The organism is Paenibacillus pedocola, from assembly GCF_031599675.1.
Lineage (GTDB): Bacteria > Bacillota > Bacilli > Paenibacillales > Paenibacillaceae > Paenibacillus_AQ > Paenibacillus_AQ pedocola.
Map to the genome: position 1 here is coordinate 2,722,747 of NZ_CP134223.1, position 13,472 is coordinate 2,736,218.

At 51.7% G+C, this 13,472-nt stretch carries 10 protein-coding genes; 5 read left to right on the forward strand and 5 right to left on the reverse strand.

What is annotated here, in order from left to right; all coding sequences use genetic code 11:
* Positions 1–428 precede the first annotated feature (428 nt).
* From QU597_RS11640 to QU597_RS11650, 3 genes are read right to left on the reverse strand one after another with little or no spacing between them, the layout of a single operon-like run.
* Positions 429–2,144 (reverse strand): CotH kinase family protein, encoded by a 1,716-nt coding sequence (locus QU597_RS11640; RefSeq protein WP_310832785.1) that lies wholly within the window; start codon positions 2,142–2,144, stop codon positions 429–431.
* Between the two features lie 17 nt (positions 2,145–2,161).
* Positions 2,162–2,902, reverse strand: coding sequence for a DUF4956 domain-containing protein (locus QU597_RS11645; RefSeq protein ID WP_370656242.1), 741 nt, complete (start codon positions 2,900–2,902; stop codon positions 2,162–2,164).
* A gap of 1 nt (position 2,903) precedes the next feature.
* Complete coding sequence (locus QU597_RS11650; RefSeq protein WP_310832786.1) at positions 2,904–3,617, reverse strand: polyphosphate polymerase domain-containing protein; 714 nt, start codon at positions 3,615–3,617, stop codon at positions 2,904–2,906.
* A gap of 221 nt (positions 3,618–3,838) precedes the next feature.
* Between QU597_RS11650 and QU597_RS11655 the strand changes: the two genes are divergently transcribed.
* Positions 3,839–5,089 carry a purple acid phosphatase family protein gene (locus QU597_RS11655; RefSeq protein WP_310832787.1) on the forward strand — a complete coding sequence of 417 codons (1,251 nt, stop codon included), beginning with the start codon at positions 3,839–3,841 and terminating at the stop codon, positions 5,087–5,089.
* Positions 5,090–5,303: 214 nt separating this feature from the next.
* On the forward strand, positions 5,304–8,660 hold the full coding sequence (locus QU597_RS11660) for a X2-like carbohydrate binding domain-containing protein (RefSeq protein WP_441295346.1): 3,357 nt from the start codon (positions 5,304–5,306) through the stop codon (positions 8,658–8,660).
* Positions 8,661–9,012: 352 nt separating this feature from the next.
* Here QU597_RS11660 and QU597_RS11665 read toward each other — a convergent pair whose 3' ends face one another.
* Complete coding sequence (locus QU597_RS11665; RefSeq protein ID WP_310832788.1) at positions 9,013–9,753, reverse strand: SDR family NAD(P)-dependent oxidoreductase; 741 nt, start codon at positions 9,751–9,753, stop codon at positions 9,013–9,015.
* Between the two features lie 129 nt (positions 9,754–9,882).
* Here QU597_RS11665 and QU597_RS11670 point away from each other — a divergent pair, with 129 nt between their 5' ends.
* Positions 9,883–10,788, forward strand: coding sequence for a LysR family transcriptional regulator (locus tag QU597_RS11670; protein WP_310832789.1), 906 nt, complete (start codon positions 9,883–9,885; stop codon positions 10,786–10,788).
* 35 nt (positions 10,789–10,823) lie between these two features.
* The gene (locus QU597_RS11675; RefSeq protein WP_310832790.1) at positions 10,824–11,516 is read left to right on the forward strand and encodes a class I SAM-dependent methyltransferase; all 693 of its coding nucleotides are present in this window, start codon (positions 10,824–10,826) and stop codon (positions 11,514–11,516) included.
* An 83-nt stretch (positions 11,517–11,599) separates the two neighbouring features.
* Here the strand turns inward: QU597_RS11675 and QU597_RS11680 are convergent, their stop codons facing one another.
* Positions 11,600–12,121 (reverse strand): hypothetical protein, encoded by a 522-nt coding sequence (locus tag QU597_RS11680; protein ID WP_310832791.1) that lies wholly within the window; start codon positions 12,119–12,121, stop codon positions 11,600–11,602.
* A gap of 693 nt (positions 12,122–12,814) precedes the next feature.
* Between QU597_RS11680 and QU597_RS11685 the strand changes: the two genes are divergently transcribed.
* A complete protein-coding gene (locus QU597_RS11685; RefSeq protein WP_310832792.1) occupies positions 12,815–13,438 on the forward strand; it encodes a DUF8426 domain-containing protein in 624 nt (207 codons plus the stop codon).
* Positions 13,439–13,472: the final 34 nt, after the last annotated feature.

Sequence of the window (13,472 nt, forward strand, 5' to 3'; positions counted from 1 at the left end):
ATCAATTGTGATAAACATTTAGTATTGCGGAATCTGAATCGATATCTTCAGATTGCTGATCAGGAATATAGGGATATGCAGCTGGATGCTCACCATCTAGTGGGAAAACATCCACCTAATTCTTTCGTTTTCGCCTAAAATCAGAACATAGGTGGAAAACCTCCAGCTAATTTCCCTAAAAACGCTGATTGTAACTCGTAGTGAGAAATTAGTGGGAGGAAATCCCATTAGGTTCAGTCTGCGTCCCGTTTTGAGGAATTTAGATGGAGGAAATCCCACTGCTATTCCTTCGTCCCATCAAAGCAAATGTTCTTCATGTATTTCTCTAGTTCTGATGAAGAACTGACGGACCCTGTATATGCAGAGTGTTAGCTTTAATATGAAAAGCCTCAGACGGTCCTGCCGTCTGAGGCTTATTTGCATACTGTTTACAGCCGTTTCCGTTTGTAGAACGTAACGAACGCTGCGGCCAGCAGGAGTACGATAATCGCTACGCCGGTAGTGATGGCTTCGCTGGTGCTGCCTTGCTGCTGGGTGCCGCCTGGTGCGCCGCCGAAATCGCCGCCTCCCATGCCACCACCGCCAAAGCCGGGCATGCCACCGCCGCCCATGCCGCCACCGAAACCGCCCTCAGGGATGGCCGGTCCGCCCATGGCGCCCGGCGCTCCGCCGGGGCCGCCGTACTGGCCGGCCTGCCCCTGTATCGCCGCGCCATTGCCCTGCGCGGCCAGTCCGCCCCCGGCCGCTTGCCCCGCCGCCGGCGCCTGTCCCTGCATCGCCGCGCCGTTGCCGCCGCCCGGCGCTCCGCCGAAGGCGCCGCCACCACCCATGCCGCCGCCGAAGCCGCCACCGCTGCCGGAGCCGTCACCGCTGGAAGCGATGCTGCCGTCGAGCTGGCCGGAGACGCTGGTAGCCATCGTGGACATGAAGGTCTTCACGGCCTGCAGGCCGCTCTCGTATTGTTCGAACGTGTAGAAGGCGGAAGGATCTGCCTTCACATGGCTGGAGATCAGGGTATCCAGCTCGTCAATCCGGGTCTGGAAGGTGTCATCCTGCAGATAGCCGTCCAGCATCTTCTGGATAATCTCATGATATTTCGCTTTGTATTCCTCATTCGCCAGCAGCTTGGCTACCAGCGGACGTTCGGCGACTGCACCTTGAGTCGGCTCGTCGATCAGCACATCGGAGCTGCCCATCCCCCCGAAGGCCATATTATAATCCCATGGCAGGATTGAGAAAATACCGTCATCCTCGTACAGGTAATAGTTCTGTTTGTTGCTGCCGAGATAGCTATCCATATTGCCGGTTACAGCATTCAGGGCAATATAGCCGAGCGCGTCATCGACATTAATGTATTTCTCATAGTCGGTACCGTTGTTCAGCTCATCGAGCATGTCGACTACAATATCATCGCTCGATTTCTCTGACTTCATTTCAAGGCCGGTATAGAGCGAAGCATCGTCGCCGAGCCAGGTCAGATCACTGCCTTGTCCCGTCATCACCCCTTTATACAGCGCCCCATAAGAGTTGTCGAAGTTCCGCTCCAGATAGGCATCGCCGATCTGCTCTACCGCGAGGTAGAAGCCTTTTAGCTCACCGTTAACATAAATGTTGACGAAGGAGTATTTTGGCGTCGGTAGACCCATAGTTTCAGCAAGCTCGTAGGTCAGGAACTCCCGCATATACGAGGCATCGCTGTAATTATTGTTAAGATTGATCTTGGTAATACCGAACAGATTCTGGTTCACATACTCGTCAAAAGAGAGCTTGAAACTGTACCGGTCGGAATCGCTCATCTGCACGACACTGCGCAGGCTCAGGTTTCCTTTGGTTCGTACGCCCACATTGTCCATCTTGATCCCGTTATATTCAACGGAGGCCGTCTTGTATTCCTCGGCGCTGGCGTTGTCAAGCATACTTTGGAAATCGTCAGGGTCGATGGTGATTTTGACATCCACCACCTTGTCCTTCGGGAAGACCTCCGTATCCAGACTTTGTTCCTGAGTGGATACCGCTTTTTCCTGCATGTCCGTAGTGGCATTATTCTTGTCCGCAGAAGGAGTTGAAATCTGGCAACCCACGATAGCGATAACCAGCAGCAGGCTACAAAGAGTCAGCAGAACCTGCTTGCCTCTTGTTTTCATCTTGGCACCGCCTCTCCTCAGGATACATAATCTCCGCTATAGCTGATTAGCAGGGCATTTTTGACCCCGGTAATGTCAGAGACCGTATTGACGAACCCGCCTTCCTTATCGTCAAGACGCAGCTCAAGCGTCAGCTCGATATTGCCTTTGGTCACGGTTTTTTGCTTCACATTGTAGCGTTTGACAGATTTGTTCAGATGGCTGTGCACTTCACGCTCGCTGTCATCGCCTTCACAGTTCACGACGAGCAGATACGGGGTTTCCACAGAGGAACGTTTAATGAACAGGAACAGGATCAGACCGATAATGACCGAACCTATAATGGCAAGGGTGAAGAATCCTGCACCGGTAACAATCCCGGCAACAGCCGCCCAGAACAGGAAGATCAGATCAGTCGGATCTTTTATTGGCGTTCTGAACCGGACGATGGAGAGGGCGCCGACCATACCGAGTGACAGCACCAGATTGGAATTGATCGCGATGATGACGGTGGCAGTGATCATGGTCATGCCCATCAGCGAGACGTTGAAGCTTTTGGAATACAGCACTCCGCTGAACACACGTTTATACAATAAGTAGATGAAGAAGCCGATCAGAAAAGCGACTCCGAGGGTGATAAGTATTTTGGAAATGCTGATATCAGATACAAAGTTGTCGACGACTGAATTTTTTATCATATCCGTAAAAGTAGTTGTCGTCTCCGTGGACTGTGCCGCCGTAGTCGTTCCCGCAGCAGCCAGAGTAGCTAAAATGCTCATTTCAATAATCCTCCCAAGTGTTGGTTTTCAAAAATTTGCGGCAGATCACGTATTTCGACGCTAATTGTCTGTTCAAACCCTCGAGCTGGAGCGCTATCTTGATATAATCCGGTATATATTCGTCGAATTTGACTTCAAAAATAATGAAGTTCTCATCGAGCGCCCGGACAGGCTGGAGCACTCTGCTGAAAATATCCACTTCATGCAGACCGGTGCGCAGCTCCTTGTCAAAAGTGATCCGCACGTTGCCGTTGCGGCAGACGTAAGGCTCGCGTACATAATCGACGATCACTTTGGGCCGCAGCAGGTTGTGGCGCATCTGGTCGTACAATTCCATGAACAGCGGACTGCTTGGAACATTCAGTACCTCATAGTTGCCGTCCATAATCTGATCGTACATTTCCCGGGTTAGCGGCTCTTTGATTTTGGCGATGTAATCATCCATTTTGATTTTTTTCTCGAAGTGAATCACATTGTCCTGAATGTTGTAAATGCGGATCCGGTATTTGGCGCGTTCCCTAAGGCCTCCGAGTTTATCGGACAGGGCAGTATTGTTCATATCATCAAAATAAAGACTGCGGATATGGTATTCCCCGCTATCGTCGGCATTCTGGTCGGCATCCATTAAGCTGTGCAGGCGCTGGCGCAGAATCAGATACTGATGATAATTAATGAAAAACTTCAGTTCATGCCGGAACTGCAGCTTCGTACTCATTTCACACCTCTTTTCTCTCTCTAAGTAATTCTCGTCTCTCTGAACCCATCGTAAGGGACAGACCTTATGATTGTCTTAAATTCACCTGAACGTTAGCTGAACGTTTTAACACTGAGTTAACAAAAATGCGTTATTTCTGGTTGTTAAAGGAGTGAGATTTGACTTCCAGGCTTGCCGGAGGCTATCTTTGTTTACAAAGAAACGGGTTTAGGAGGGAAAGGATGAAAGACTTAAAGACTGTGCTCATCATCGGAATCATCATTGTGGTCTTAATTGTGGCTGCGGTAGCGCTGGAATGGCTGAAGTCCGGGCGGACTGCAGAGACCTTGTCTGCCGGTAAACCTTATGATGTGGTCACTACATTCAAAAGTGATACGGAGACCAGCCGTGCGTTCACCTGGTACACGGAAGACTCCGGCGCTGCCGGTTTACTGCAGGTGGTTAAAGGCGGGAAGGCCACTTTTGCCGAAGAGTCTGTAATCAAGGTAGAGGCTGATAATACTGTAATCAAGACAGATAAAGGCAGCAGAGGCGTACATAAGGCGGAGGTTAGCGGGCTTGAGGCAGATACACTCTATACTTACAGAGTGGGTACGGGCAATGAAGGGGAATGGAGTGCAGCGGCACAGTTTACGACAGCGGAGGCGGACAGCGATAGTGCAACGTTTATCAATGTAACTGATTCGCAGGGGGTAACGGCGGCCGATTTCGAAAGATGGGGCAAGACGCTGAATAAGGCGTTCCAGACCTTCCCGGCCGCACAGTTTATTGTGCATAATGGTGACTTAACGGAGACTCCGGAGGATTCGGCGGCCTGGGACAGCTTGTTTAGCAATGCGGAGCGCTGGGTTACAGGCATCCCGCTGATGCCGGTGACGGGCAATCATGATGAGATAGATGAGAAGGCGGCGGAGTTCACCTCCCATTTTAATTTGCCGGATAACGGGGCGAAAGGCTCGATCGCGGGGACCTCATATTCCTTCGACTATGGCCCGGTGCATGTGACAGTACTCAATACGGAGAGTAATCTGAAAAAACAGGCCGACTGGCTGGAAAAGGATCTGGCGGGTACGGATAAGCAGTGGAAAATCGTGGCGATGCACCGTCCGGCCTATGGCGGCAACACCTATAAGAAGGTGGAGGACTGGACAGTGATTTTTGATAAATATCAGGTCGATCTGGTCCTTCAGGGTCACAATCATGAATATTCCAGGTCTTATCCGCTGCTTGACGGTGCCATCGTACCCGAAGGAGAGAAGCCGGTAGGAGCGGCCAGGGGAACGGTCTATGTGGTTACGAACGCTTCCGGTTCAAAGTTTAATGAGAAAAAGGAGGACCAGTTCTACCATAAAGTCCATTTTCAGAATAACCAGCCGATGTTCGCCGGGATTACCGTCAGCGGCCGTACGCTCAGCTTTGAGGCATATGATATCGGCGGCAACAAGCTGGATGAGTTCATACTGACGCATTAGACAAAGGAGACTTTGCTGATTATCATTTAGCAGAGTCTTTTGTTTTACTAAAAATGTAATATTTAGTGTGAAAATGGTACGATATCTGACGACATATTTCCGAAAAGGTGAACCGTTTTCCCTCCCTATGAAAGCGGTTTTCGCTCTATAATGTAAGCGTTACCAAAATAAAGCATAGGAGGCTGGAATCGTGATTCGTAACCGTATCCGAAGAATGGGAATTGTTGTCCTGCTGGCCGCAATGTCAAGCACGTTATTTACTGCCTTTCCCGCGGTTACTCATGCTGCAGCAAGTGAAACGTACACCTGGAACAGTGTTGTTACCGGAGCTGGCGGAGGATTTGTGCCGGGAATCATTTTTAACCAGACTGAACCGAATCTGATCTATGCCCGAACGGATATCGGCGGCGCCTACCGCTGGAATCAGGCTTCTGGCAGCTGGACTTCCATCAGTGACGCCGTCGGCTGGGTAGACTGGAATAAGAATGGCGTGGATGCGCTGGCAACGGATCCCATCAATCCGGACAAGGTATATATGGCCACTGGAACGTACACCAACTCATGGGATGATAACGGCCAGATTATGCGTTCGAGCGACCGCGGAAACACCTGGCAGTCAACAGCACTTCCTTTCAAAGTCGGAGGCAATATGCCTGGGCGTTCGGCGGGTGAACGGCTCGTGATTGACCCTAACAAGAACAGTATCCTGTTTTTCGGGGCACGCAGCGGCAACGGCCTGTGGAAGAGTACAGATTCCGGGGTCACCTGGTCGAAAGTCAGTTCTTTTCCTAATGTGGGAACGTATATTCAGAACCCCACACTTGATTACGGCAACGATCTAATCGGCTTATCCTGGATTACCTTTGATAAAAGTACAGGAACACTGGGCAACGCCACCCAGACGATCTATGTCGGTGTAGCAGATACCGCAAGTAGTGTCTACCGCAGTACGGACGGAGGTGCAACCTGGGCGGCGGTTCCAGGACAGCCAACAGGATACCTGCCGCATCATGGCGTACTCTCTTCAACGGGCGATCTGTACATCACCTACAGCAATGGAGTTGGCCCGTATGACGGAAGTAAAGGTGAGGTCTGGAAGTTCAATACCACCAGCGGAGCCTGGACGAACATCAGCCCTTCCTCTGGAACCGACAACTGGTATGGCTTCGGAGGTTTGGCTGTGGATGCCCAGAATCCGAACACGGTTATGGTCTCCAGCCTGAATGCCTGGTGGCCGGACGAGGTGATCTTCCGCAGTACCAACGGCGGTGCAACCTGGAGCCGGATCTGGGATTGGGGCAATTATCCTGAGCGGACGTATAAATTCGCGATGAATATTACGGCTGCGCCATGGCTTGATCATGGAACAACTTCAACTTCCCTCGATCCTTCGCCGAAGCTGGGCTGGATGATGGGCGATCTGGAGATTGATCCGTTCAACTCGAACCGGATGATGTACGGAACGGGTGCTACCATTTACGGCACGAACAATCTGGGAGCATGGGATACAGGCGGGACTGTCAACATCTCAGTCATGGCTAAGGGTGTAGAGGAGACAGCGGTACTGGGCCTGATCAGTCCGCCTTCGGGTGCCCACCTGATTACCGCACTTGGCGATGTGTCCGGTTTCCGGTATGACGATGTAGCGGCAGCACCTGTTAAGTTCCAGACCAGCCCGTCCTGGGCAACCACGACCGGCATCGATTATGCGGAGTTAAGTCCGTCCTATATTGTCCGTGTAGGCGGTGCGGATAAAGAGAAGACACCAAGCATGAAGTCGATCGGGATCTCCAATGACGGGGGTACCAACTGGTATATGCCGAATGCCGAGCCGTCGAATGGAACGAAAACAACGGCCGGACAAGGCCAGGTCGCAGTATCGGCCAGCGGCAATTCGATCCTGTGGAGCACCTCGGATATCGGAGTCTATTATTCCAAAACCTCGGGCAATTCCTGGACGGCTAGCACCGGAGTACCTGCGGGAGCAAAGATTGCCTCAGACCGGGTGAATCCGAACAAGTTCTATGCCTTTTATGCAGGCACATTCTATGTCAGCACAGATGGCGGGGCTACCTTTACCGCTAGCGCGGCGACGGGCTTCCCGACCAATAATGTCGGCAGCCTGCAGCCGAACCAGGCCCAGATCAGCATCAAGGCGATGCCGGGTATTGAAGGCGATATCTGGTTTGCCGGCGGCAATACTGTGGAGAATAAATATGGCTTGTGGCATTCAACCAATTCAGGAGCCAGCTTCACTAAGCTGTCCAATGTGCAGGAAGCGGATCTGATCGGCTTCGGTAAAGCTGCTCCGGGCCAGAGCTATATGGCGCTGTACACCGTTGCCCAAATCGACGGCGTCAGAGGCGTTTTCCGCTCCGATGATGCCGGGGCGACCTGGGTACGGATTAATGACGACGCCCATCAGTATGCCAAAATCAACATGGCCATCACCGGAGACCCGCGGATTTACGGCAGGGTGTATCTTGGGACCAACGGCAGAGGCACACTTTATGCCGATCCGGTAAACCCGCCGGCTGCAGGCTCGGTGATTACACCGGTCAGCGCCAGCTTCGACAAGAAGACGGCGAACCAGGCGGACCTGGCGGTCACGATGACCCTGAACGGCAACACGCTCAGCTCGATCAAGAACGGTACGGCAACACTTGTTGCGGGAACAGATTACACAGTCAGCGGCAGCACGGTAACGATTAAGAAGGCATATCTGGCAGCGCAGGCGGTAGGAACGACAACGCTGACCTTCAGCTTCAGCGCCGGGGCATCACAGTCTCTGGCCGTTGCCGTCGTGGATACGACAACAGCAGCAAGCAATTCGGTGATTACACCGGTCAGCGCCAGCTTCGACAAGAAGACGGCGAACCAGGCGGATCTGGCTGTCACGATGACCCTGAACGGCAACACACTCAGCTCGATCAAGAACGGGACAGCAACACTTATTGCGGGAACAGATTACACAGTCAGCGGCAGCACGGTAACAATTAAGAAGGCATATCTGGCAGCGCAGGCGGTGGGAACGACAACGCTGACATTCAGCTTCAGCGCCGGGGCAGCACAGTCTCTGGCCGTTGCCGTCGTGGATACGACAACGGCAGCATCCGGCGTGCTAAAGGTCCAGATGTACAACAGCAGCACAGCGGCTGCGGCGAATACTTTGAGTCCGCGGATTAAACTGGTGAATACGGGCACTACTGCGGTATCCCTGGCCGATGTGAAGCTCAGATACTACTACACCATTGACGGAGAGCAGCCGCAAAGCTTCTTCTGCGACTGGTCGCAGGTTGGAAGCGCCAATGTAACCGGATCCTTTGTGAAGCTGACCCCCGCTAAGACCGGAGCCGACTACTATTTGGAGCTGGGGTTCACCAGCAGTGCCGGTTCCCTGGCAGCAGGGGCAAGCCTTGATATTCAGATGCGTGCTTCCAAAAGTGATTGGAGCAATTATACCCAGACCGGAGATTATTCCTTTAGTGCAGCAGGAACAAGTTATACTGACTGGGCTAATCTTCCGGCATATATCTCTGGCAGCCTGGTCTGGGGCAATGAACCCTCATAATCCAGCGCGGCAGGAAGCGGAACGCTGATTTTAAGCCCTAGGCTCACCTAAACGAGCAGCCTCATCCTTCACTTTGCAGTGGAAGATGAGGCTGTTTAAATTATAGTGGGAAAGTCTCCCGCTAATTCTTACGTTTTCGCCTAACATCTGAACTTTAGGTGGAATTTCTCCAGCTATTTTCCCAGGGAACGCTGATGTGGGTCTTTACGAGAGGAATTAGTTGGAGTAAATCCCATTGGAGTCTGTTTTTGTCCTGGTCTGGAGGAATTTAGGTTGAGGAATTCCCACTACTGTAACTCCGTACATAGAAGCGTTTATCCCATTAGTGAATACACAATAAAGTCTACTGCCGCTATAACGTCTGTCCGCTGTCCACCGTGATGATCTGCCCTGTCATGGCCTCCTGTGTAAGCGCAGCGCAGATGAACTGTGCGATATCCTCCGGTTCCGCAATCCGCTGCAGCAGCAGATTCGGTGCCAGACTGTGCATTTGTTCCTCCCGGCCTGCCCACCACCGGGTTGCGACTGCACCCGGAGCGACACAATTAACCCGGACATCGGGGGACAGGGCGCGGGCCAGCGATTTAGTAAGGCCGTGGACGGCTGCTTTGGAAACTGCGTAGGGCAGCGAAGAACCGTTGCCCGTATTCCCCGCAATGCTTCCGAGATTGACGATTGCCCCCTGTTTGCTCTGCTTCAGATAAGGGGCAGCTGCCCGGGCACAGTAGAACATTCCTTTGACGTTGACATCAAACAGCTCATCCCACACCTCCTCACCAGCAGCTTCCAGATCCGCAAGCGGAATATGTCTGGTGATGCTGGCGTTATTCACCAGCAGATCAAGGGCACCAAATGCTGAAATGATCTGCCGGACCATTGCCCGGACCTCGCTGTCTTTCGACACATCGGCCTGTACCGCAATGGCCTGTCCGCCTTGTTCTTTAATTAGCCGCACGGTTTCTTCGGCCTCAGCTGCGGAACGGGAATAATTCACGGCGACTGCTGCACCGCGATGGGCCAGCTCCAGGCTGACAGCCTTACCAATCCCAGTGCCTCCGCCGGTCACAAGTGCTGCTTTTCCTGCCAGTTCCATTTGTATCCTCTCCTCTATACACATAGCATTGTTCTAGATATAAACTATTTTAAAGAAAAGTCTTGATTCTGTATAATTGAATTAAATGAAGATCTGATTCAATAATATTGAATTGTAAGGGGGATGACGATGGAGCTCAAAACTTTAAAAACCTTCCAGACCATTGTAAATACCGGAAGCTTTAACCGGGCCGCGGAAGAACTAAACTATGCCCAGTCTACGATCACCATGCAAATCCAGAAGCTGGAGTCGGAGCTTGGGATGCCATTGCTTGAACGGGGGAAACAGCAGATCAGTTTAACTGAGGCCGGACGTCTCCTGTACGAACAAAGCCTGCGGATTGTAAAAGATATGGAGCTGCTTGAGAGCAGATTGGGTGAATTGACGGCGGGTGAGGCAGGGAATCTCCGGCTTGGAGCGACCGATCCTACGGCCAGTTACCGGCTGCCGGCTCTTTTGCGGGAGTTCATGACCATGCATCCCGGCATAGATATCTCAGTCGACATTGGCAGTACACCGGCGCTCACGGAGCGTCTGCTGAGGGGCGAACTGGACATGATCCTCTGCTCAGCTCCGGAGATGGGCAAGGGGCTGCATTATGAGCCGCTTTTTACGGAAATATTCGTGCTGCTCCTGCCGGAAGACCATCCGCTGGCCGCTGAACCGCAGGTTACAGCCAGTCAGCTCAGGGAGCATCGCCTGCTCATTACGGCCGCCGGCTGCCCGTACCGCAAGAAATTGGAAAGTGTGTTGCAGGAATCCGCAGGGCCGCCGCTGAATACTATGGAAATCGGCAGCATGAGTGCATTGAAATATTATGTGCAGAGCGGTTTAGGAATGGCATTGGTTCCGGAGTCAACGCTACAGCCTTTGCCGGCAGGTACCCTAGGAAAGAGGCTGCAGGACGGACCGGTGGACATGAGCTGCGGAATAGCCTGCAGAACTGCCGATTATCCCTTACAGCTGGCTGCTTTATGCCTGTACCAGTTTTTGAAAAGCAAGCTTGCCGCGCTGGGTAATAATGAACTTAGTTGAGATGAGCTGAGCAGAGAAAGGTGAGATGAGTGCAGATGAGTGGAGCCAAATTGGATTTAGAGCGGATTGTGTTCATTGGCCGGACGTTTGACGAGTATATGCGGATGTTTGATTTACAGCCGGATATGCTGCGCGGGCGGAGTATTCTTGATTGTCCTGCAGGAGCCTGCTCCTTCACTGCGGAAGCGAACCGGCACGGAGCCATGGCTATTGCGGCTGATATCGCCTACAGTTATTCGGCAGAAGCCCTTCAGGCTAAGGGACTCGCCGATATTGAGCATACATTGATTCAGCTTGATAGGGTACGCGATAATTTCAAGTGGGATGATTTCCAATCCATAGCGGGGCTGAAGCAGGCAAGAACGGAAGCGCTGACTGTGAGCACCGTAGACAGACTGGCCCATCAGGAGCGTTATGTAGCTGTAGAGCTGCCAGTACTGCCTTTTGAAGATCAGGCTTTTGATGTGACTTTATCCGCTCATTTTTTGTTCATGTACGGTGACAGGCTGGATGTTGATTTTCATCTCGAGACCCTCCGCGAACTGCTGCGTGTAACGAAGGCGGAGATCCGTATTTTCCCGCTGGTGGATCTGACTTGCCGGAGATATCCGCATTTAGATGAACTGATCCGCTTTGTTCAGAGCCAGGGCTGGAGCGCAGAAGAAGTACAGGTTCCTTATGAATTTCAAAAAGGTGCGGGCTCCATGCTGCATTTGAAGAGGGTATAGCCTTTTTTTGGAGCTGCGGAAAAAGAGATCCTATGCCCGTGACATATAGTCATTAGACATAGGATCTCCAGAGGCTAAATAGATCAGCGGGAAGAGCGGCGCTTCAACCGGAAGGTTCTTGCAATCTTCGGTACATCTTCATTAACCATGCGCTTCAGCAGGCGTATCGGCTTGCCGTATTTCCGGTAATCATAGTCGTCCTTGGATGGATTGAGGAACTCATCAGGAAGCTCCTCCGGGACCGTGTAGGCGAAAATTCGTCCCTGCCGGTAAGCCAGGAATATTATCGGAGATTCAGCATACCCTTCGTCATGCCACTGCTTCAAGCTCATTTTATAGACTAACAGACTTAGCGCATCTTCATATATCTTCCCTTTGTATTTAAACCTGAAAAATACGCCATATTCTGCATCCTTCAGCCGGCTGCTTCGTTTAACGGAGGTGTAGCATCTCCACCAGCGGGGAAGCTTCACGGTGAAGCCGTACCTGGGGTCACGGTATAAGAGTACACTCGTACGCTTCCTGGCGGCGCCAGATGGAGGCCTCTTCGCTGCCGTTTTTCTTGCTTGGTTTCTTCGGTTCAGCGTTATCACATCCTCACGCATCGTTATCGGACTCTAAGTCCTGGGCATAATAGTCAGGATATTCAACCATGGGATCATGTGATTGGACTGCTGCCCAGTGCTGATTGATGAGGTTACACTGGCGCTCCTATATGTATAAAAAAAGTGCTTGTAACACAGGTAAACCCCTACTATTGATTTGCATCAACAGCAGAGGTTTACGTTGTAAGCACTATACCCATGTTCTTCTCAGACTCCTTATCCTATCCTTTGTACTCAGCCGGGTAGAAATCGTCCGAGGCGGCAGTAAATTTGCCTATCCTGCACATTAAATCTTCTCTAATTCATCCTCTGGCCACGCTAGGATTGATGTTCAACATTTGAGCTTTAAGAAGCTCATACCAGTTCGTTCCGGGATGGATTGAAAGCTTTAGCGTCAGGATCAAAGATATAGTCTCAAGCTCAGGGATTACAGCGGCTAAGGATTGCTGCGGTGAGATTTTACCTGCCCGTCAGGCTTCCTTCCAGCGGTGTAAGGTTCCCTTGAGTTGATGTCTAAAGTATACCCTGCTTCTCACGGATAGTAAAAAGCCGTATGGTTGTAAAATAGGGCTATTATACAATAAACGCTAATGTAAGCGCTATTATTCTGGTGTGTTCTTAGTATTTTGAAAATAATTCACGGCGGATTGCTGCCAGGTTATCCTGTATAATTAACCGGAGAGGTGAGAAACAATGAAGCTGTTTCAAATGAAGACAACGCCCCTGGGTGTGGAGCGGACCCGGGAGTTTCTGGAGGATAATTATTTGTGCATCGGCTATCCCGGCACGGGAGATTTACAGCAGGCCGATCGTGAGGAGCTGCGGGTAAAACTGCTGCAGGCCGGGACTTGCGGGGAGCAGAACCTGGAAGAAGCGATAGAACACCTGTGGCTGTTTGTCCATGAAATGCAGGATGGGGACTATATTCTGATACCTGACGGGGATTGGGTGCACCTCGGTGATCTGGGAGACTATTTCTATAATGACACTTATGACAATGAGGAGGATGGCCGGTGTCACCGCCGGGGGGTAACCTGGCTGAAAAGCATGCCCCGGCGCTCAGTGAATTCCATTGCAGCGGAGCTGCTGGCGGAGGAAGCGCTGATTTCCCGATACCAGGGGACACTTCCATCGGCAAGGCTGGAGCTATGGATCGGGGATACGGAAGCAGATATAAGGAAGTCTGGCGGAAAACCGGCAGGTGTGGATGAGGACACTCTTGACTTGGCCGTGGCCGTCCTGAAGGAAGCACTTCACAGCGGGGATGCTGAACGGCGGGAACGGGCAGCGATTGCAATTTTGCAGTACGCGAGATGAATGCTTTTGCGGGGTGATTTTGAAGCGATTACAA

What these genes read in the sequence shown, in the direction of transcription:
- QU597_RS11660 (WP_441295346.1), top strand. Translation starts at nt 5,304, where the DNA reads ATGGGAATTGTTGTCCTGCTGGCCGCAATGTCAAGCACGTTATTTACT.
- QU597_RS11655 (WP_310832787.1), top strand. Translation starts at nt 3,839, where the DNA reads ATGAAAGACTTAAAGACTGTGCTCATCATCGGAATCATCATTGTGGTC.
- QU597_RS11670 (WP_310832789.1), top strand. Translation starts at nt 9,883, where the DNA reads ATGGAGCTCAAAACTTTAAAAACCTTCCAGACCATTGTAAATACCGGA.
- QU597_RS11665 (WP_310832788.1), bottom strand. Translation starts at nt 9,753, where the DNA reads ATGGAACTGGCAGGAAAAGCAGCACTTGTGACCGGCGGAGGCACTGGG.
- QU597_RS11645 (WP_370656242.1), bottom strand. Translation starts at nt 2,902, where the DNA reads ATGAGCATTTTAGCTACTCTGGCTGCTGCGGGAACGACTACGGCGGCA.
- QU597_RS11675 (WP_310832790.1), top strand. Translation starts at nt 10,824, where the DNA reads ATGAGTGGAGCCAAATTGGATTTAGAGCGGATTGTGTTCATTGGCCGG.
- QU597_RS11640 (WP_310832785.1), bottom strand. Translation starts at nt 2,144, where the DNA reads ATGAAAACAAGAGGCAAGCAGGTTCTGCTGACTCTTTGTAGCCTGCTG.
- QU597_RS11685 (WP_310832792.1), top strand. Translation starts at nt 12,815, where the DNA reads ATGAAGCTGTTTCAAATGAAGACAACGCCCCTGGGTGTGGAGCGGACC.
- QU597_RS11650 (WP_310832786.1), bottom strand. Translation starts at nt 3,617, where the DNA reads ATGAGTACGAAGCTGCAGTTCCGGCATGAACTGAAGTTTTTCATTAAT.
- QU597_RS11680 (WP_310832791.1), bottom strand. Translation starts at nt 12,121, where the DNA reads ATGCGTGAGGATGTGATAACGCTGAACCGAAGAAACCAAGCAAGAAAA.